Source organism: Pseudomonas sp. BIGb0381 (genome assembly GCF_024809815.1).
Lineage (GTDB): Bacteria > Pseudomonadota > Gammaproteobacteria > Pseudomonadales > Pseudomonadaceae > Aquipseudomonas.
Genome location: NZ_JANUEN010000002.1, coordinates 782770 through 802120 on the forward strand (window position 1 = coordinate 782770; position 19351 = coordinate 802120).

18 protein-coding genes and 1 pseudogene are annotated in these 19351 nt (G+C 62.5%); 5 read left to right on the forward strand and 14 right to left on the reverse strand.

The window, feature by feature from the left end:
• From M2397_RS09820 to M2397_RS09845, 6 genes are read right to left on the reverse strand one after another with little or no spacing between them, the layout of a single operon-like run.
• Window positions 1–552, reverse strand: a complete 552-nt coding sequence (locus M2397_RS09820) for a putative colanic acid biosynthesis acetyltransferase (protein ID WP_145337479.1) — start codon at window positions 550–552, stop codon at window positions 1–3.
• A complete protein-coding gene (locus M2397_RS09825) occupies window positions 549–1712 on the reverse strand; it encodes a polysaccharide pyruvyl transferase family protein (protein WP_259242758.1) in 1164 nt (387 codons plus the stop codon). The genes M2397_RS09820 and M2397_RS09825 overlap by 4 nt, the downstream gene beginning before the upstream one ends.
• Window positions 1709–2884 carry an O-antigen ligase family protein gene (locus M2397_RS09830; protein ID WP_259242759.1) on the reverse strand — a complete coding sequence of 392 codons (1176 nt, stop codon included), beginning with the start codon at window positions 2882–2884 and terminating at the stop codon, window positions 1709–1711. The genes M2397_RS09825 and M2397_RS09830 overlap by 4 nt, the downstream gene beginning before the upstream one ends.
• Entirely contained in the window at window positions 2881–4194 is a 1314-nt protein-coding gene (locus tag M2397_RS09835; protein WP_145337476.1) for a lipopolysaccharide biosynthesis protein, read from the reverse strand. The genes M2397_RS09830 and M2397_RS09835 overlap by 4 nt, the downstream gene beginning before the upstream one ends.
• Before the next feature lie 5 nt (window positions 4195–4199).
• The gene (locus M2397_RS09840) at window positions 4200–6419 is read right to left on the reverse strand and encodes a polysaccharide biosynthesis tyrosine autokinase (protein WP_259242760.1); all 2220 of its coding nucleotides are present in this window, start codon (window positions 6417–6419) and stop codon (window positions 4200–4202) included.
• Between the two features lie 41 nt (window positions 6420–6460).
• The gene (locus M2397_RS09845; protein ID WP_184742615.1) at window positions 6461–6901 is read right to left on the reverse strand and encodes a low molecular weight protein-tyrosine-phosphatase; all 441 of its coding nucleotides are present in this window, start codon (window positions 6899–6901) and stop codon (window positions 6461–6463) included.
• 230 nt (window positions 6902–7131) lie between these two features.
• On the opposite strand from M2397_RS09845, the gene M2397_RS09850 reads away from it, so the two are divergent.
• Both M2397_RS09850 and M2397_RS09855 read left to right on the forward strand, forming a co-directional pair.
• A complete protein-coding gene (locus M2397_RS09850; protein ID WP_256663551.1) occupies window positions 7132–7440 on the forward strand; it encodes a phosphomannomutase in 309 nt (102 codons plus the stop codon).
• Window positions 7437–7769, forward strand: coding sequence for a hypothetical protein (locus tag M2397_RS09855; RefSeq protein WP_145337473.1), 333 nt, complete (start codon window positions 7437–7439; stop codon window positions 7767–7769). Before M2397_RS09850 ends, M2397_RS09855 begins: the two co-directional genes overlap by 4 nt.
• Here M2397_RS09855 and M2397_RS09860 read toward each other — a convergent pair.
• On the reverse strand, window positions 7721–8341 hold the full coding sequence (locus tag M2397_RS09860; protein ID WP_260403599.1) for a hypothetical protein: 621 nt from the start codon (window positions 8339–8341) through the stop codon (window positions 7721–7723). The two genes, M2397_RS09855 and M2397_RS09860, sit on opposite strands and share 49 nt — an antisense overlap.
• A gap of 200 nt (window positions 8342–8541) precedes the next feature.
• Between M2397_RS09860 and M2397_RS09865 the strand changes: the two are divergent.
• Window positions 8542–8691, forward strand: a pseudogene (locus tag M2397_RS09865) (alkanesulfonate monooxygenase); the annotation flags it as partial.
• A 138-nt stretch (window positions 8692–8829) separates the two neighbouring features.
• Here the strand turns inward: M2397_RS09865 and M2397_RS09870 are convergent.
• The 5 genes from M2397_RS09870 to M2397_RS09890 all read right to left on the reverse strand — a co-directional run bounded on the left by M2397_RS09870 (window position 8830) and on the right by M2397_RS09890 (window position 15337).
• Window positions 8830–9603 (reverse strand): energy transducer TonB, encoded by a 774-nt coding sequence (locus tag M2397_RS09870; protein ID WP_184742620.1) that lies wholly within the window; start codon window positions 9601–9603, stop codon window positions 8830–8832.
• Window positions 9600–10046, reverse strand: a complete 447-nt coding sequence (gene tolR, locus M2397_RS09875; RefSeq protein WP_027607142.1) for a protein TolR — start codon at window positions 10044–10046, stop codon at window positions 9600–9602. The genes M2397_RS09870 and tolR overlap by 4 nt, the downstream gene beginning before the upstream one ends.
• 14 nt (window positions 10047–10060) lie before the next feature.
• Window positions 10061–10753, reverse strand: a complete 693-nt coding sequence (tolQ, locus tag M2397_RS09880) for a protein TolQ (protein WP_259242761.1) — start codon at window positions 10751–10753, stop codon at window positions 10061–10063.
• Between the two features lie 47 nt (window positions 10754–10800).
• Window positions 10801–12666 carry a phytase gene (locus M2397_RS09885; RefSeq protein ID WP_131699233.1) on the reverse strand — a complete coding sequence of 622 codons (1866 nt, stop codon included), beginning with the start codon at window positions 12664–12666 and terminating at the stop codon, window positions 10801–10803.
• A 157-nt stretch (window positions 12667–12823) separates the two neighbouring features.
• Complete coding sequence (locus tag M2397_RS09890; protein ID WP_259242762.1) at window positions 12824–15337, reverse strand: TonB-dependent receptor; 2514 nt, start codon at window positions 15335–15337, stop codon at window positions 12824–12826.
• Between the two features lie 380 nt (window positions 15338–15717).
• On the opposite strand from M2397_RS09890, the gene M2397_RS09895 reads away from it, so the two are divergent.
• Together M2397_RS09895 and M2397_RS09900 are read left to right on the forward strand one after the other, a co-directional pair.
• Window positions 15718–16632 carry a GGDEF domain-containing protein gene (locus M2397_RS09895; protein WP_145337467.1) on the forward strand — a complete coding sequence of 305 codons (915 nt, stop codon included), beginning with the start codon at window positions 15718–15720 and terminating at the stop codon, window positions 16630–16632.
• Between the two features lies 1 nt (window position 16633).
• Window positions 16634–17671, forward strand: coding sequence for an AraC family transcriptional regulator (locus M2397_RS09900; RefSeq protein WP_259242763.1), 1038 nt, complete (start codon window positions 16634–16636; stop codon window positions 17669–17671).
• Here M2397_RS09900 and M2397_RS09905 read toward each other — a convergent pair.
• Together M2397_RS09905 and ycaC are read right to left on the reverse strand one after the other, a co-directional pair.
• A complete protein-coding gene (locus M2397_RS09905) occupies window positions 17658–18539 on the reverse strand; it encodes a LysR family transcriptional regulator (protein WP_259242764.1) in 882 nt (293 codons plus the stop codon). The two genes, M2397_RS09900 and M2397_RS09905, sit on opposite strands and share 14 nt — an antisense overlap.
• Before the next feature lie 179 nt (window positions 18540–18718).
• Window positions 18719–19336 (reverse strand): isochorismate family cysteine hydrolase YcaC, encoded by a 618-nt coding sequence (ycaC, locus tag M2397_RS09910; protein WP_131699228.1) that lies wholly within the window; start codon window positions 19334–19336, stop codon window positions 18719–18721.
• Between the last annotated feature and the right edge of the window lie 15 nt (window positions 19337–19351).

Genomic DNA, 19351 nt, shown 5'->3' on the forward strand with positions numbered 1-19351 from the left:
TCATAGTGCGATGTCTCTCGTTTTGAGGGGCCGGCACGGCGCACCGACGCAAATCATCCAGGCGGGCAGGCTTGCCGTGACCACCGAGCGCGCGCCGACCACGCAGCCCTCCTCCAGCACACAACCGGGGTGGATAAAGGCCTCGGCGGCGACCCACACGTGGTCCTTGATCACGATCTCGCGGGTCACCAGGGGCCGCAGCAGACTGCGGGTGTCGTGGCTGCCGGTGCACAGGAAGCTGCGCTGGCTGATGGTGACTTTGGAGCCCAACGTGATTTTGGCCATGGCGTACACATCGACCCCATCGCCGATGGCGGTGTAGTCGCCGATCTCCAGGTTCCACGGCGCCCAGATGCTGCACGTGGGCGCGATGCGGCAGCCCACGCCGACCTTGGCGCCAAAGCAGCGCAACAGCCAACGCCGCCAGTTGTGCAGCATCCAGCGCGGCGTGGGGCGAAACAGCAGCTGGTAGACGATGCCCCACAACAGGCGCCGCGCCTTGTTGCTGCGCGGCAACGTATCGACGTACTTGAGTTGCGCGAAGTCGCTCATGGCCGGATCGCCGCCAGTTGTTCCAACAGGTAGCGCTCGCCCACCTGTTGCAGGGCCTGGCGCCGGGCCCGCACCGCCACCCAGTCGATGGGCGCCGCGATCAAGGCCTGCACCTGGTCGGCATTGTCTGCCGGCAGGAAGCGTTGCGACAGTTCCAGCTTCTCCAGCAGGTTGCGCACGCGGGCATTCAGCGAGGCCTTGTTGCCCGGCAACCCCACGGCGATAAACGGCTTCTCGAAAATGATCGCGAACACCGTGGCGTGGAAGGAGTTGGTCACCACGTAGGCACTCTCCTTGAGCAACTTGAGCCAATCCTGCGGGCCCATCTGCACGGTCTCGCCGATCTGCCGCCAGCGCCGGTGAGCGTTGTACGGCGAGACAATCGGCCCGGCCACCTGCCGCGACAGCGCCTGGGCCACTTCGCGCACGCCCACGCCGGTGCGCAGCGCATAACAGAACACGTGGCCGGTGCGGGTCTGGGTGGACGTGGCGAGCAGCGCCGAATAGTCACGGTGCAACAGCGTCGGGTCCGGCACACACTGGGCAGCCAGCCCCGAGACCTGTTGCACGATGCTGACTCCGCTCTCCTCGCGCACGCTGATCGCCGACAGTTGCTTGAGCAGGCCCTCGGCTTCGGCGTGGTACTGCGGCTCCAGGTACTCCTTGCCGAAACTCGCGGCATAGGAAATGCGCCGGATCGCCTTGTCGCAATCAAAGGCCAGGAAGTACGCCGGATCGAGGCCGGTCTGGCCCGAAGGGTTCCAGATCTGGTCACTGCCGGCCACCAGCAACTGCTGGCCGGCCACCGCCTGGTTGAGCTGGTCGGCATGGACATAGCGCGACGCCTGGATATTCAGGAAGCGCGTCTTGAACGCCTGGAACTGGCGCGACTGGGCATTGGGCCCCAGCAGCCGGGTTTTCAACGCCAGGGCCTTAAGGTACAGGGCCTTGAGGTTGGCCTTGAGCTGGCGTGGGTTGAACAGCTGGCGGACCTCGCTGCCATCCTCCACGTAGGCCGGGTGGTAGTTGATCAGGCTCACCTGCAAGCCCTGTTGCTGCAGCCAGCGCTGCAAGGCATAGGCTTGCAGCACCGCGCCGAAGTTTTCGCTGAAGTGGTACGTCAGTATCCCGGCCCTGATAGGGCTTGCAGGTGCGTTCATGATCCAGCCTGTTTCAGTAAGTAATTTGGGTAAACAGCCTGGCGTGCAGGCGCAGCCTTGTTGAGCAGGCCGATAAACATCGACCACACCAGCAAGTAGCTGCCATCGAAGGTGGTGAAGAACTGGTAGCTGGTCTTGAACGAGAAAATCAGCAGGATCGCCACCACGGCCAGCGATACCGGGTTGCGCGGCAGTCTGCTGAACAGCAGGCAAAACAGCGCCACGCCGACCACACCCAGTTTGGCGGTCACGCCCCAGTAGCCGTTCTCGATATCGAACTTGGAGTTCTCGAACCAGCGCTCGTCATTGGTGGGCACGCCGGGAGTCAATTGCTTGGCCAGGCCATTGCCCAGGAACACCGTGGCGGGGTTGTCGAGAAACGATTCCTTGGCATGGGCGATCTCGAACGCTCGGGTCACGTCCTCGCCCTTCTCCTCAAACAGGTAAGTGGCAAAGCGGGACACCGCCAAGGGACTGGCATAGAACGTCAGCGTGCCCAGCGCAGCGATGGCCACCACCAGCACCGCCAATGATTTGAGCTTGCGCTGGGTAATCGCCGACAACAGGATCATCACCGCCATCGCCGCAAGGATGGTCTTGGAGCCGGCGGCCAGCAGCGTGACCGCGAGGATCAGCATCAAGCCGATCCTGCGATGGCAACAGGCATAGAAAAACAGCAGCACCGCCGAGCTGGTGGGGAACAACATGATCCGCCCGACTTCGTCGCTGGACTTGGACGCGGCGTTAGTCAGGTCGATACCCACGCCGTACAGGCTGACCTGCAGTAACTGGCCAAGGGCGAAGATATAGATGATGCGTTCGAGGATGCGCCGGTAGTTGACGCTATGGGCCAGCGCGATTTTTTCCAGATTGGCCAACACATAGCTGTACCCGGCCAACAGCAGCACAAAATAGAAAAACGGAATACCGGAACGCAGGAACTGGTACAGCGAGATCTTCGCCCCACTGCTCACCAATACCTGCAACACGCTGGACGCGACCACCAGCGCCAGCAATGGCAGCGCGCGGGTAAAGCCACGCGCCGCGTACACCACGAACGGCAGCAACAGCAGCAGCGCCAAGGGTTGCGAGAGGTTGTTGCTCAGCGCCAGGGGCAAGGCGAAGAACGTCAGTGGCAAGTAGAGGGTCAGGCGCGCCTGGGACAGCATCATGGGCCCACCTCCCCCACGCGAATCACCCGCAGGTACACCAACACCACCAGTTCCGGCAGCGACAACAACAGCGACGCGCCCAGCAGCGGATCGATACGTTCCTTGCACGCCAGCCACAGCAGCAAGGCCGCGACGCTGCTCAAGGCGTAGATCACCGAAGTGCGGGTGTGGCGGTTGGTGGAGATCAGCATCGCCGCGAGGATGAACCAGGCCACATTCAAAATCGTATGGGAGCCGATCAGCGCCAATGACAGGCGATCGACCTGCACCAGACCATGGCTCCACAGCAGGATGATCTGCGGCCCGGCCCAGATCCCGGCGGCATACACCAGCAGGCACAGGCCCAGTACCAGGGAGCTGGCGCGCTGGGTAAAGCGTCGCGCCTGTTCGAACTCGCCGCGCCCGGCCAGCCGTGAGATCTCCGGGGTCAGGGCGTTGCTGCAGGTGATGCCTAACTGGATGATCAGGCGCATCAAGGTGCGCGCCATGGTGTAACCCACCACCACCGCCGGGCCAGCGATCTGGTTGAGCACTTGCAGGCCGCCTTGCAGGGTGATCGCCTGTGCCAGCGGGATCGCCGCGCTGCCCAGCGCCGGTTTCCAGATACCGCGAAACTCGGCCCAGGACGCCGACGCCAGCCCCAGCAAAGGCCAGGGTGAAATCCGCCGCACAAACAGGGTCACCAGCACCAGGAACAGCACCTGGCTTAGGAACATGCCCTGGGCCAATTGCAGTTCGGAGCCGCCGAGCAGCAGCACGACGATGGACAGCACAATGTCCAGGGTTCTGCGGTTGGCCATGATGAAGACGCCGCCGACCGTTCTGTCGATGGTGCGAAACCAGGCGTCGATCGGCCCACCCAGCAAGCGCGTGCACAGGTAGCCGGACATGAACAGCACCACAAGGCTGGCCTGCTCGGGTGTCAGTGTCTTGAGCCCGAGCAGTGACACCCAGTCGAGCCACTGGCCCAGGGTCAGGGCGAATACCAGCACCAGCGCAACCACCGCCAGGGTAAAGGCCAGCGCGGTCTGCACACTGCGCCGCGCCCCCGGCACATCGCCCTGGCTGGCGCGCAACGTGGCGCTGGTGGCCGACGCCTGGGCCACCCCCAGGTCCAGCAGGCTGAGCATCGACGGAATACCGGTGAGCACCAGCCAATCGGCATAGCGCCCGGTGCCCCAGGCGTGCAGGAAGAACGGCACCAGCACCAGTTGCGCCGCCAGCGTCACCAGTTGGGTGTAGCCGTAGCTCAGCACGTTGAGGCGAAACCGTCGCGACAACGAACGCGGCATTTCAAGCACTTTGCTCATGGTCATCAGGCCTTGTCGGACTGATAGGCGTAGCTGTAGTAGCCGTAGTCGCCATAGCCGTAGCTGGCGGACCGGCGTTTTTCCACACCATTGAAGATCGCGCCTTTGAGCTCGATGCCGTTCTGATGGAAGCGGCGCAGGGTCAACTCGATTTCCTTCGCCGAGTTCACCCCAAAACGCGTAACCATCAGGCTGGTGCCGGCCTGGCGCCCGACAATCGCGGCGTCGGTCACCGCCAGCAACGGCGGCGTGTCGATGATCACCAGGTCATAGCGCTCGCTGACTTCGGCCAGCAACGCAGCAAAGTTGGGGTGCATCAACAGTTCCGACGGGTTGGGCGGGATCTGCCCACGGCCAATGAAGTCGAAACGCTCCACTGCCGTGGGGTGAATCGCTTCCTGCAAATCACAGCGCTTGGCAAGCAGGTCGGACAACCCCGCCTCCACCGCCTTGCCAAGCATCTTGTGCAAGTAGCCCTTGCGCATGTCGGCATCGATCAGCAGCACGCGCTGGCCCGACTGCGCGACAATCGCCGCCAGGTTGGCCGAGACAAACGTCTTGCCCACTTCGGGGCTCGGGCCGGTGATCATCAGGCGGTTGTTCTTGGCTTCGAGCATGGCGAAGTGCAGGCTGGTGCGCAGGCTGCGCATGGCTTCCATCACCAGGTCATGGGGATGGTTGAGCGCCAGCAGCGACGGCGCGGCGGAGCGGCCCTTGGCGGCGTTGGTTTCCTCGGCCTTTTGCAAGAGGCTGAAGGGGATCGAGGCGTACACCGGCAGGCCGAGTTTCTCGATGTCATCCGGGCTTTCCAGGCCACGGTTGAGCAGGCTGCGCACCAGCACGATGCCCACCGAAAGCATGCCGCCGAGCAGCATCGCCAGCAGCACCACGATGACCTTGCGCGGCTCCACTGGCTTGGCCAGGTTGACATCGGCACTGTCGATCAGGCGCACGTTGCCCACGGTGCCGGCGCGCATCACGTCCAGCTCCTGGGAGCGGTTGAGCAACTGGGTGTAGATCTCGGTGCCCACTTGCACGTCGCGGGTCAGGCTGAGCAATTCCTGCTGGGTCGTGGGCAAGCCTTCGACGCGCTTGGTCATCTGCGCCTGCTTGGCGTTGAGCTCTGCCAGTTTGGCGATCAAGGCACGATAAGCCGGGTGCTGGGGGGTGAACTTGCGGTCCATCTCGGCCTGTTGCAGCTTGAGCTCGGAGATGCCGGTGTCCAGGGCCACCACCTGGTCGAGCATGGCCTTGGCTTCGAGGCTGATGTCGATGGATTTGCTGCGGGTCTGGAAGCGGTTCAAGGCGTTCTCGGCCTTCTCCAGGTCGCGACGCACCTGGGGCAACTGGTCATTGAGAAACGACAGGCTCTGCGCCGCCTCGGCCGAGGTGCGGTCGACGTTCTGCTTCACATACAGGTTGGAGATTTCATTCAGCGTCCGCACCGCCAGGGCCGGGCGCGTGCTCTCCAGGGACAGGCTGATGATCCCCGACTCCTTGCCGCGCTCGATCACGGTGAGCAGGTCCTGGTAGTCGGCCACCGCGTCCAGGCGCGGCTTGCGCACGATCTTGAAATGCGCGCCCGGATTGGCCCGCAGCTCCTTGACCAGCACCTCGACACCCTCGGCGGCAAACGGCACGCCGACGCGACCCGAGGCGATCTCGACGCCGTCCTCATCAAATAACGTGTAGGCCTGGGCTTCGCCGGCCACCAGTACCAGCTTGGTTCCGAGCAACGCCGTCGGCAGGTTCAAGCTGCTCAGCACCAGGGACTCGCCACCCGCCGAGTAGCGGCTGAAACCGAACAGCGGTGGCGCAATATCGCCCTTGTGTTCAGGCGCATAACGCCGCGCGAGGAAGCCACCGATCAACGGAAAATGCTGAGGCGTGATGGTGATATCCAGCGCCAGGGTATCGACGGTCTTGCCAATGATGGTGCGCGATTTGATCAGCTCGATCTCGGTCACCGCTGGCGACTCCTTGCCCAGCAGGCTGCTGACGTCGGAGAAACCGAGCATGTCGTTCTTCTTCGGTTCCACCTGGATCAACGCATTCGCCTGGTACACCGGCGCCGCCAGAATCGCGTAGGCGGCGCCGATCACCATGCAGGTGCCGGTGATCCCTGCGATCAGCCATTTGTGATCGATCAGGGTGCCAAGCATGCCGAGCACATCGATCTCGTCACGGTGAGGGCTTTCAGGGGAAGCGTTCTGGGGTGAATGCATAAATCGCGTCTTCGTCCTTGCAATCGTTTAAAGAGGGAGCGTCAGCGCGCCAGGCGCTGGGCCCAGGCCTGTGCGGCCTGTTCGATCAAGGCATAGGCCTGCACAAAGGCGGGCTTGCCCTGGCGATAGGGGTCGGTGATCTCGCGATCGTGCTGCCACTTGCCCAACAGGAACACCTTGCCCCGCGCCTCGGGGGCGAGGTTGAGCACGCCGTCGATGTGCCGTTGTTCCATCACCAGGATCAGGTCGGCCTCACTCACCGCTTCAACGCTGAGTTGCCGCGCCTTGTGCGCCCGGGGGACGTGCCCATGCTCCTGCAACACTTGCCCGGCCATCGGCTCCAGCGGATGGTCACGCAACGCCGCCAAGCCGGCGGAACTCACCGTGATCTCGGAGGACGTAAGCGCGGCACCCAGCAAGTGTTCCGCCGTAGGGCTGCGGCAGATGTTGCCGATGCACACAATCAATATCTTTTTGAACAAGGCAACCTCCCACGCACCGCACACTTATTCTTCGGCAAAAGGGACGACCTTATTTAATAACCGGCAACTAACTACCGAGTAATTATGACCACAGCCTACAAACAGAGACCATCTATCGCGCAAGACAAAAAATAACAACCACCGCATTACCCGACTAAAAATAACATTCCGGTATTTTTTCATCGCCCCATAATAAAGTGCCATTTGAATGCACCAGATAGGAGACGGCCATGAACACGTCAAAGTTATTGGTAGAACGTATTGGCCTATTTCCTTCTTCGGGAAATATTCACGTGGAAGTGCATGACTCAACCCATGTCATCGAGCGCATCCAGGTGCTGTATGCCGATAACTCACTGGACAGCGATGCCTCCGGCGCCGGATTTTCCATGGTCTTCGCCGACTGGCGTTTCAAGTTGCAGGTCAGTGATCCGCTGTCCGTGTGCCTGTGCGTGGAAAGTCGCGGCGACAGCCAGTTCATGCAGGTCAAGACCGCTGAACTGCTGGCCAATATCTGCGGCACCGAGGAGCGGCCATGAACCTGTGGGCAGGCTTGAGACGCGGCTATGCGCTGCGCCGGCTGACGGGGATATTCGAGGGGTTTGCCGAGCCGGTGCTGGGCGCGCAGTACCAGCGCAACACCCGGGCCATCGGCCGCTGGCTGGACCAGCTGCGAGGCAGTTCCCCCCAGCAGATTACCCATGCGCTGTTCCAGCAGATGAAACGCGCGCGGCGCCGTGGCAATGCGCAACGCTTCAACGCGCAGACGACCTTGCTCGCGCTGATGGTGGAAAGCAACCTGGCGCTGGACCTGGCGACTTACTCGGCCTTCCTGTGCGCCGTTTCCAGCCGCCAGGCAGGCTCTTGATGGGCCTGGTCGGCACCTGACAGGATCACCGCGACGCGGTTGAGCAGCAACTCCGCGTTGTACTTGGGCACCAGCGCACAGACCAGCAAAAACACCAGCCCGCCGCCGATGAACGCTGGGGATACCTTGATGGGTGCGGCATCAACACGCCACAGAAACACAATGGCGGCTGTCGCCCCCAATGCAGCACCGGCCAGGGCTTCATTCAGCGGATGTATATAAGGCGCGACACAATAAGCACTGAACCCGATACTTATCACTGATCCCGCCAACGCCGCCGGCCAACGCCAGGCCAAGTTGAACTGGCGGGCCAGCACACTCGTTGCCACCGTGACCATCAAACAGGTGTTCATGGCATGGCCACTTATTACAGCAATATCCAAGTGCTGGAAGGATAAGCCCCAACCTTTAAACAGCAACTTGCTGGCCGCCACGATCGAATAAGTAATACCCAGCGTTATTATCCAGGCCCGCAATGCCCACGGCGTGGAATACCTTAACCAGACAGCAATCACCAGTGCGGCCGGAATCATGACCGTAATGCCGCCATATTGCGCAAGTTCTGCCCGCATCACTGCCTAACCTTCGAGGTGCCGTTTTCGGCGCTCATCAGACCTCAGGCCCGAAAAAAACACAACGTTATCTAACGTCAGCAACGCCTTCAAAATGCAATTTACTGATCACTGCATACAAACATGATTCTATATTTTAATAGTTAGGTTAGAACCAAACGGCATTTTACACCGGCTGTCGCGGCCCCTACCGTGGACGAGCATGGGCGCTGGTCGACTATTACGACCTCGGCATCACCACCTTCCTGATTCGTGGGTTTGATCCGCTCAATGATGCAATCGACTATGGCAGGCGGTTGATCCCCCTCACCCGACAGCTGATTGCTGAACGCGAGCAGAAAGTCGCCTGACCAAACACCACAAAATCCATGCGGGAGGGGGCATGCCCTAATGCCAGTCAGTTAAGCGTACATCGCCTCCTGTAGGAGCGAGCTTGCTCGCTCCTACAAAATGCCTTAACTGACTGGCATTGGGTCGACGGGGAAATATCATTTGATGCGATAGTGGAAGGTGTTGCGCACTGCCGGTACGGCCACGGCCTTGCCATCAACGATCCTCGGCTGGTAGCGGAAAGTGTTCGCCGCCGCCAGTGACGGCCGGATAAACAATGGGTGGCAGCCGTCCAGCACCTTGGGGTTTTCCACGCGGCCTTGGGTGTTGACGCTGTACTCCAAGGTGCAGTCGCCTTCGATGTTCTTGTCCAGGGCGCGCTCGGGATAGTCCGGTGCCTCCTTGCTCAGGGGTTGGTATTGGCGGCTGTCGAAGGCGGGTGCCGGGGCTGGCGCGGGTGTGGCAACCCGGGCTTTTTCAGCGGCCAGGCGTTGCTGATTGAGGCGTTGTTGTTCCAGCTCGCGGTTGCGTTGTTCGCTGGCCAGGCGTTCCTGCTGCTGCTCGATTTTCTTGTCTTCGACGCGTTTACGCGCCAGGGCGGCTTTCTCGAGTTTTTGCGCCTGGACCTGCGGGTCGACCGTGGGCTTTGTCGGCACCGGCACCGGCATCACCACCGGCTCCGGCGGTGCGGGTGCAGCCACCACCGGTTCAGGCTCGGGCGCTGGCGCCGGTGGCAGCATGACCAACTGCGTGTGCATCACCCGAGGGGCATCCACCACAGGCTTCTCCGTCGACCAGCCCAGCATCAACGCGGCCAGCACGCCGACGTGCAGCGCCACCGCCAGGCTGGCGGCGAGGCTGTTTCTCCAAATCCCGGAAGCATCCCGGGGCGCCATCGTCAGGGAGGGACTGTGCATGATCATCGCCGTCATTGCGGGGCCTCGGTCACCAGCCCCAGGTTGCTGACTCCACCCTTCTGTAACACCGCCATGGCCGCGACCACACGGCCGTAACCGGCGTTGTCGTCGGCGCGGATATAGACCTGGGTGTCGCTGCGCGCCGCCACCACCTGCATGACCTTGGCGCCCATTTCATCCAGGCTCACGGCGCTGTCGGTCTGGTGTTGGGTATCGAGTTCGCCGCCGAGGTTCCAGTAGTAGCCACCGTCGGCCTTTACCGACAGCGTGAGGATCTGCTGGCGGGTGTCGGTAGCCAACGCCTCGGCGGCTACCTTGGGCAGGTCGATCTTCACGCCCTGGGTCAGCATCGGCGCGGTGACCATGAAGATCACCAGCAGCACCAGCATCACGTCGATATACGGCACCACGTTCATCTCGGCCTTGGGCCCGTGCTTGCGTTGCGGCCTGACTAGCATGGGAGTTGCTCCTTTCAGGCGGCGACGGCCAGGTTGATCGACGTACCGCGCAGGGTGCGGTGCAGGCGCACTTGCAGCTCGTTGCCGAAGGCGTAGTAACGGGTGAGCAGAGTCTGGCCGCGCGCCGCGAAGCGGTTATAGGCGATCACCGCCGGGATCGCCGCAAACAGGCCGATGGCCGTGGCGATCAAGGCTTCGGCGATGCCCGGCGCTACGGTGGACAACGTCGCCTGTTGCACCTGGGAAAGACCGATAAAGGAATTCATGATGCCCCACACCGTGCCGAACAGGCCGATATAAGGGCTCACCGAACCCACGGTCGCCAGAAATTGCAGGCCCTTTTCCAGCTCGATTTCCTGCTCGGTAATCGCCACCTGCAAGGCCCGCTCCACGCCTTCAAGCACCGCCGGGTCATGGCTGTGCAGGTGCTGGTATTCCTGGACCCCTGCGATAAAGATCGGCGCAATGCCGCCCTCGCCCGCCTGCTGGATCTCACGGGACAGTGCCTGCAAATCCGGCGCGGCGCGAAAGCGCTGCACAAACGTATTCAACTGCCGTTCCAGGCGGCGCAACACACTGCCGCGCTGGATAATCAAGTACCAACTGAGCAAGGACGCCAACAGCAAGGTGACCATGACAGCCTTGACCAACAGGCTGGCGTCGCTGATCAAACCCCAGATCGTCATATGTTCCATCGTCGCGTGCATAGTGAATCTCCCATTCGATTAAAAAGTGATGACCGGTTGATGACGGTTCACGGCAATTTCAATGCGCGGGTGACCTCGGCCCAGGGCACGAACTTGAAGTTCTGGGTTTGCTCGGGCATGCGCTTGCGCCCGTCCTGCACCACCAGCATGCCTTGGCTCCATGGCCCGCCGAGGTTGATGGCGGTGACTTCCAGGCCATCGGTTTCCGACGCGCCGTCGATACCGGCGGCGGCGTTCAAGCCGACACGGAAGCCGCCGTGCACGGCAAACGGCGGTTCGGCATCCACCACCAGGTAGCTGTCATTGCCTTGGCTTGAGATCACCAGGTAGTCATGTTTATCGCTCTGGTACAGCGCCAGGCCCTCGACATCCGCATGCAATTGCGGGCCGACCTTGATCACGCTGGTGAGCGTCGCCGGTTGATCGGCGCGCGCATCCACCGCCCATACGCCGACGTCCTCCTCACCGATAAACAGGCGCTGGCGCTGGTCGTCGGCCACACAGCCTTCGGGTTGGCTATCGACCTTGAACTGGCGCACCAGCTCGCCGTGCACACGGCCGTCCGGCGCACTGAGGCGGTATTGCAGGAAGGTGCCGTCCTTGCCGTTGGCAATCGCGTAGATCTCGCCGCTGGCGGGCTGGAACAGGCAGATACCGTAGATTTCCTTGAGCGGCGTGGGCACTTCACCGGCCTCACGCAGCTCGCCGCTACGGCGGTCGATGCTGAACAGACTCAGGCTGTTGTGGTCGCGATTGCTCGCCACCGCCAGGTCGACCGTTTGCGCGCCGAGCTTGAAGTTGGGGCGTACGTCCACATTGTTCAGGCGGCCCACCGCCAGCTCCTGCAACAGCTTGCCGTCGAGGTCGTAGGCCAGCAGGCCCTGTTTCTTGTTGGTGCCGAGCACACGGCTGTTGGCCGGTGTTTCCGGGTGAATCCAGATCGCCGGGTCATCCGCCGCATCGCCTTGGCGGCCGACCGGGTCGCTCTGGCGCAAGGCCGCGACTTCCGGCAGCACCGCAGCCGCCGCGACGGGCGTGGCCTGCCAGTCGAGCCTGGCCTGGTAGAGCGTGCCGCTGTCGTCATCGCGTACCAGCAGCTGGCGGCCATTGATCGCCAATTGTTCCGGTTCTTTCAGGCCCGGCAGGCCCAGGCTCGATTGCTCCACCCAGCGCTCGCCGGTGTGCTGGAACAGGTGTAACCGGGCGGTCTTCGGGTCCAGCGCAACCACGCCACCGGGTACCAACGCCATGGCCCCGGCTTCGCGCTTGGGAGTGTCGAACAGCGCCACCGGCGTGCGTTTCACCTCGGCTTCCGGGTGCGCCGGGTAGGCCCACCAGCCGACATTCTCTTCATTCACCAGCAACTGCTGGGTGGCATCGTCCACCTGGCAGAACTGCGCCGACGGCGGCAGCGGCAAACCGCGTACGCGCTGGGGATCGGTGAGCAGCGTCGAGCCGTTGCCCACCAGCCATTGCTCGCCCTTGCCCTCTTCGCCCACTAGGAACACAAACAGGTTGGCCGCTGCGTCGCGGTACAGGCACAGGCCGTTCACCGGGTAGTCGCGGGTCGGCAGGTACAGCGGCTTGCCCCAGTTTTTGCCGGCGCTGTCCAGGCTGATCAGCAGCGCCTGTTGGCGGTCGTTGTCGAGGCTGGCGACCAGCACCTGGGCACCTGCGGCGCGGGTGTCGAGGCTGCTGAAATTACCTTTGAAACGCGCCAGCTCGGCGCCCTTGCTGTCGAGCAGTTGCAGGCCGTCACGGGTGCTGGCAGCCACGCGCTCGGTGGCGTTGGGCAGGAAGGCCACGGCTTCGGCCTTCAGGCTGGGTGCCCACGGGGTCAGCGCCAGGTCGGCGGCGAACGCATTGCCGCTGGTGACCAGGGCAATCAGCAGGTACAGCTTGGAAATTCTCATGAACAAGCAAATCCTTCGGAAGCAATAGAGATCCAATGTGGAAGGGGCGGCGCGACGACTCGACTTGCTCCCGATAGCGGTGTACCAGTCAATAAATTTGTATCTGGCCTACCGCCATCGGGAGCAAGCCCCCTCCCACATTTGGCATGTGTTGAATTCAAAAATGAGTGAAGGTCAGGCCCACTTTGTAGGTGGGGCCGTACTCTTCGTATTGGCCGTTGTAGCTGCGGTGGCCGGTGTAGACGAAGTACGACTCATCGGTAAGGTTCTGGGCCTCGAAGCTGACCTTCAGGTTCTTGGTCAGTGAGTAGCGCGCGCTGAAGTCGACGAAGGTCTGCGCGTCGACGTGCAGGTCGTGGGCCTTGTCGTTGATCGAGGCCAGTTCATACAGGTAGGCCGACTTGTAGTTGGCCGACAGGCGCAGGCTGAGCTTGTCGTCCTCCCAGCCGAGCATCAGGTTGCCGACGGTGTCCGACTGGTTGGGCAGGCTGATGTTGCGCTTGCGATTCGTGCCGCTGGCGGCGTCGAAGCCTTCGATATCGGCGCTGGAGCGGCTGAAGGTGCTGTTGGCGCCGACCAGCAAACCGTTCCACGGCGCCGGCAGCCAGTCGAACTTCTGTGAGTAGGCCAGTTCCAGGCCGTAGAGCTTGGCGCTGTCGCCGTTGGCGTAGGTGTGAGCCTCGGAGAAATTGGTCCAGGCGCCGGTGCCGGCGAGGTCGGTGTTGTAGACGAAGTTCTTGATGTCCTTGTAGAACACGAACGCCGACACGGTGCCGGCACGGCCCATGAAGTGCTCGATACCCAAGTCAAGGTTGCTCGATTCCAGGGGCTTGAGGTCCGGGTTGCCGAAGGTGGCTTCGTCATCGTCGATCACAAAACCCGGCGCCAACTGGCCGAACGTCGGGCGCACCACCGACTTGGTCCAGGCCGCGCGCACCTGGGTGTTCTTGTCGATCTTGTAGCGCGCATGCAGGCCCGGCAGCCAATGGTGATAGCGGCGCTTGGTCTCGGTGGGGGTGAACACGCCATCGGTGGCGCCGGTGCCCTTGGCTTCGAACTCGGTACCTTCGTAGCGCAGCCCGGCGATAAAGCGCCAGTCGTCGATGTCGAGGGTGTTCATCAGATAGCCGGCGTTGATGTCCTCGCGGATGGTGAAGTCGTTGACCCGCGATTCGGTCTGGTCATAGAAGTCCGCCGGGTTGAGGCTGCCGATCAGCTGCTTGATGGCGCTGGGGCTGATGCCGGGGCCGTAGTTGCCCAGGCGATAGTCGACGCTGCCCTTCTGGAACCGGGTGAGGTTGAGCTGGTCGGAGGTGAAGCCAAGGGTGTCGAGGTCTTCGTAGACCCAGGCTTCCAGGTCGTTGTCCTTGTTGCGACGGCTGACCTTGCCACCGAACTTGACCTGGGACGCATAGCCGCTCAGGTCATAGTCGCGGGCCAGGTCCAGGCGCAGGTTTTTCTCGGTGTCCTGGGTGTTCTGTTTTTCCCAATCAACCTTGTCGAGGCTGAAGTTGCTGGCGTCGTAGAAGCCGCTGCCGATGATCGGGCGGGGTTTGTCCTTGTCGTAGAAACCGCTGTTGGCAAAGTCACCGCCGTCGAAGGTGGCGCCGGCGATATGCGCCGGGCTGTCTTCGCTGGACTGGCTGTAGCCGGCCTGGCCGCTTAAGGTCCACAGGCCGAGCATGCGTTCGCCGCCGAACACATAGGATTGAATTTCCTGGGTTTCCTCACGGTTTTTCAGTTTGCGCTTGCCCTCGGCATCGCCCAGTTGGCCCGGGGCCTGGGGGTCGGCAAATTCAATGCTGGTGGAGTTGCGGGTTTCGGTGTCGGTGTAGCGGCTGTAGAGGGTGCGCAGGTAGTAGCTGCTGAGGTCATCGGGCTTGTAGTCGAAGTTCAGGCCACCGCCGGCGCGTTCGCGGCTGATGTCGTAATCGCGTTGTTCGAACTCGTTGAGCCGCGCGCCGTCGGTGAAGTCCCAGGCGCCACCGGTTTCGACGTTGTCCGAGCCGAAGTCGCGCTTTTGCCAGCTCAGCGCTGCAGCCACGCCGAAGTTGTCGATGCCGTCGCCGAGGCTGAAACGGTTACTGGCGGCGCCGGAGAATTTCGGGCTGGTCTGGCGGGTGTTCTTGTCGTAGCTGGCTTCGCTGCTGCCGGTATAGAACAGGCCTTTATGGTCAAAGGCCGAGAGGCTTTGCACATCGACGGTGCCGCCGAGGGAGTTGGCGTCCATATCCGGGGTGAGGGTCTTGATCACCGACAGCGACTGCACCAGCTCCGAGGGCAGCACATCGAGGGCCACGGCGCGGCGCGCGCTTTCCGGGGCGGGCACCAGGGTGCCGTTGATGGTCACGCTGTTGAGGTCCGGGCCCAGGCCGCGCACGCTGACAAAACGCCCTTCGCCCTGGTCGCGCTCGACACTGATGCCCGGCAGGCGCTGCGCCGCTTCGGCGACGTTCTGATCCGGCAACTGGGCCACGCCGTCGGCATGCACCACGCTCTTGATGCTGTCGGCGCTGCGTTGCTCCTTGAGTGCCTGGTCGATGGCGGCAGCCTGGCCGATCACTTCGACATGCTCGGTGGCGCTCGCTTCGGCGGCGCTCAACCGTTCACTGGCCATCGCCAGGGCCAAGGCGGTAAGCGTAAAGCTGACGAGCCCGGTGCGCTTGTACATGCAATCCTCCCCAAGAATCCGTTGGCGCCAGGCAACGGGCCCGGCAACTGGGAGGGCAAGCTAGGGGTGGGGGATGACGGTTCTGTGACAGAAGGTCTGTGGCAGGCCCATAAACCGAGGGGTTTAGCCGATTTCCGGTTTGAAATGAGCTGAAATGACCTCAGCAGATCGAATGTGGGAGGGGGCTTGCTCCCGATAGGGGTGGGTCAGTCACCTGTTTCTCTACTGATCCACCGCTATCGGGAGCAAGCCCCCTCCCACATTTTTGATCTCCCGTGTGTTTGAGCTGAGCTGATTCGACCCTCCTCCACCGTCATCCAACGGTCACATCCATCTGCTGTGCTGGCGCCCATCGCTCATTTGCCCAAGGACCCGCGGCCATGTTTTCCGTGCTCAAGCCCCACCGCTGGAAACTCTCGTTGCTGCTGATCGCCGCCAACCTCGGGCTGATCCTGAACCTGGCCTGTGGCGAGTTGAAAAGCGTCAGCGAATGGGTGTGGCTGGATATCTTCGGCGAAGGCGGTTCCGCCCTGCTCGCCCTGGTGTGGCTGGGCCTGGTGCTCAAAAGCCGCCCCGCCGGGCGCGTCACCAATTACCTGGCGCTGGGCCTGTCGTGCATCTTTTTTTCCTGGTGGATCGACAGCCTCGACGAATTTATCCGCCTGCCCGACAGCATCACCTGGGACCATTGGCTCGAGTCCGGGCCGATGCCGGTGGGCATGATCCTGCTGACCATCGGCATCTACCACTGGCACCGCGAACAACTGGCGATCAGCGCGCAGATGGAAAAACGCGAGCGGCTGTTCCGTGAGCATCGGCTGTTCGACAAACTCACGCCGCTGGCCGGCGCCGACTACCTCAAGCGCCAATTGGCCGACAGCCTGCAAGACAGCCGCGACCAGCAACAACCGCTATCGCTGCTGGCCCTGGACCTGGACAACTTCGCCGCCATCAACCAGGCCTACGGGCATGCCGAGGGCGACGCGGTGTTGCAGGCGCTCAGCCATTTGCTGCTGCTCAACCTGCGCCGCCAGGACCTGCTGTGCCGCCTGGCCGGCGACCGCTTTGTGGTGCTGCTGCCCAATACCGGCGAACGCCAGGCCAAGGAGCTGGCGCTAGAGTTGCAGCAAGCGGTGCTCGGCCTGGCCCACAAGACCCGGCAACAAGGCGAACGCCTGCAACTGGCCGCGACCACCGCCGTGGTCATGGCCCTTGAAGAACCGCCTCAGGACTTGCTCAAGCGCCTGAACCTGGCATTGGCCAGGGCCAAGCAACCGCTTGCGAAAAGTGCCTGAGATGGCCGTGAAAACCAGCTGGTATGAAGCCGACAGCCGCTTTATCCCAGGGCATTACCAACCCGCCACGCTGATCGACCTGGCCTTGTCCCGCGACATCGACAGCCATCGCCTGCTGCGCGGCACCGGGCTGTTTCACGAGGACATCCTGGCCGGCACCGCGCACCTGAGCCCGCAGCAGTTTTTCGGCTTGATCGGCAACAGCCGCAAGTTACTGGACGCCGACGACAGCAGCTTCCTGTTTGGCCAGCGACTGCTACCGGGCTATTACGGTGCCGCCAGCCACGCCCTTGGCCATGCGCAGAACCTGCACCAGGCCCTGGAGATCCTGATCCAGCAACAAGTGCTGCTCAGCCCGTTGGCCACCCTGCAACTGGAGCTGGATGAGCACCACGCCTACCTTTACTGGCTGGACAGTTGCGGCGCCGGCGAGCACTGGCGTTTCCTGCTGGAAGCCAGCATGACCTCGCTGGTTGCCATGAGCCAATGGCTCAGCGGCGAGCGCCTGCCGTGGACGTGCAGTTTCAGCCATGCCGAACCGCGTTATATCGAGCAGTACTGGGTGCACCTGGGCGAGAGCACGCGCTTCGAGCGCCCGCTGGACATGATGACTATCCCGCGTGAATACCTCACCCGCACCTGGCCTGGTGCCTCGGCCACGGCCGGCCAGGTTGCACGCCGCCAAGCCCGCGAGCAGATCGAGCAGTTGGGCTTTGCCGGCAGTTTTCTCGACTGCCTCTACGAGTACCTGCGCGAGCAGGTGCGCCAGCCGCCCAGCCTGGAACAGGCGGCACAGGCCTTCGCCATGAGCCCGGCGACCCTCAAGCGCAAGTTGCACAAGCACGACACCGGTTTTCAACAGCAGGTGGACCGGGTGCGCAAGCAGGTGGCGTTGCACTTGTACCAGGTCAAGGGCTACAGCAATGATGAGGTGGCGGCGTACCTGAACTTCAACGATGCGGCGAACTTCCGGCGCTCATTCAAGCGCTGGACCGGCAGCACCCCGAACCTGATTCGCCAGCTGTTCAACAGCCGCTAGCCAGGCGTTCGCGCAAAAACTCCACCAGCGCCTGCACCGGCCGTGAGCTTTGCCGATGCTGGGGATACACCGCCGACAGGGTCAGGGCTTCGGGGGCAAAGTCATCGAGGACGGTGACCAGGCGCCCGTCCTTCAAGGCGTCGCCGACGATAAAGGTCGGCAAGTAGGTCACGCCCAGCCCCGCGATGGCGGTGTCGCGCAACAGGTCGCCGTTGTTTACACGCATGCGGCCGCTGACCGGCAGCGCCTGCAACTTGCCCTTGAAGCGCCATTGCACCTGGCGGCCATGGCCGTAGGGCAGGCAGTCGTGCTCGGCAAGGTCCTCGGGTTTTTGCGGGGTGCCGCGCAGGGCCAGGTAGTCGGGACTGGCGCAATACACGCGCGGGATGCTGGCGATACGGCGGGCGATCAGGGTGGAGTCTTCCAGGGTGCCGATCCGCAGCACCAGGTCGTAGCCTTCGCCGATCAGGTCCACGGAACGGTCGCTGAGGTCGACCTCCACCGAGACCAGCGGATGGCGCTGCAAAAACAGCGGCAACAGGCAACCCAGATGGGCCATGGCAAACGACAACGGCGCGCTGAGGCGCAGGGTGCCGCGCGGTTCGCTGTTCTGGCCGGCGATGCCCTGCTCCACTTGCTCGACTTCACCGAGCAGGCGCAAGGCGGATTCGTAGTAACTCTGGCCCAGGGGCGTGATATCCAGGCGGCGCGTGGAGCGGTTGAGCAGGCGCACGCCGAGGCGGTCTTCCAACTGGATCAGGCGGCGACTGACAAATTGCTTGGACAGGCCCAGCTGTTCGGCGGCGGCGGTGAAGCTGCCGGATTCCATGACCTGGCAGAACAGGCGCATGTCTTCGAAGGGGTTCATTGTCGCTTCTCGGTGGACAGTTTGGAGATTTATAACTGGATGGTCGCAACATCACAAATCAAATGTGGGAGGGGACTTGCCCCCGATTGCGGTGTGTCAGTCTCAATAGCTTTGACTGATACACCGCAATCGGGGGCAAGCCCCCTCCCACATTGATCACCTAAAGGCTTGAAAACCGGTTACTTGGCAGTGAACGCCGAGTAGCTGTTCATCAGGTTGCGGTAGTTGGGAATGCGCGGCGACAGCAGGTTGGCCAGGCCTTCCATGTCGTTGCGCCAGTCCACTTGCAGCTCGCAGGCCACGGCGAACCAGTTCACCAGTTGCGCACCTGCGGCGGTCATACGGGCCCAGGCGGCCTGCTGTACGGTTTCGTTGAAGGTGCCGGAGGCGTCGGTGACCACGAACACCTCGAAGCCTTCGTCGAGGGCGCACAGGGTCGGGAACGCTACGCACACATCCGTCACCACGCCAGCAATGATGATCTGCTTACGACCGGTAGCCTTGACCGCCTTGACGAAATCTTCGTTGTCCCAGGCGTTGATCTGGCCAGGACGGGCGATGTACGGCGCGTCCGGGAACAGCTCCTTGAGTTCCGGCACCAGTGGGCCGTTAGGACCGCCTTCAAAACTGGTGGTCAGGATGGTCGGCAGGTTGAAGAACTTCGCCACGTCGGCCAGGGCCAGTACGTTGTTCTTGAATTCGTTAGGGGAGAAATCCTGCACCAGTGAGATCAGGCCGGTCTGGTGATCGACCAACAGGACAACGGCGTCATCTTTGTTCAAGCGCGAGTAAGTCATGGGGTAACTCCTTTG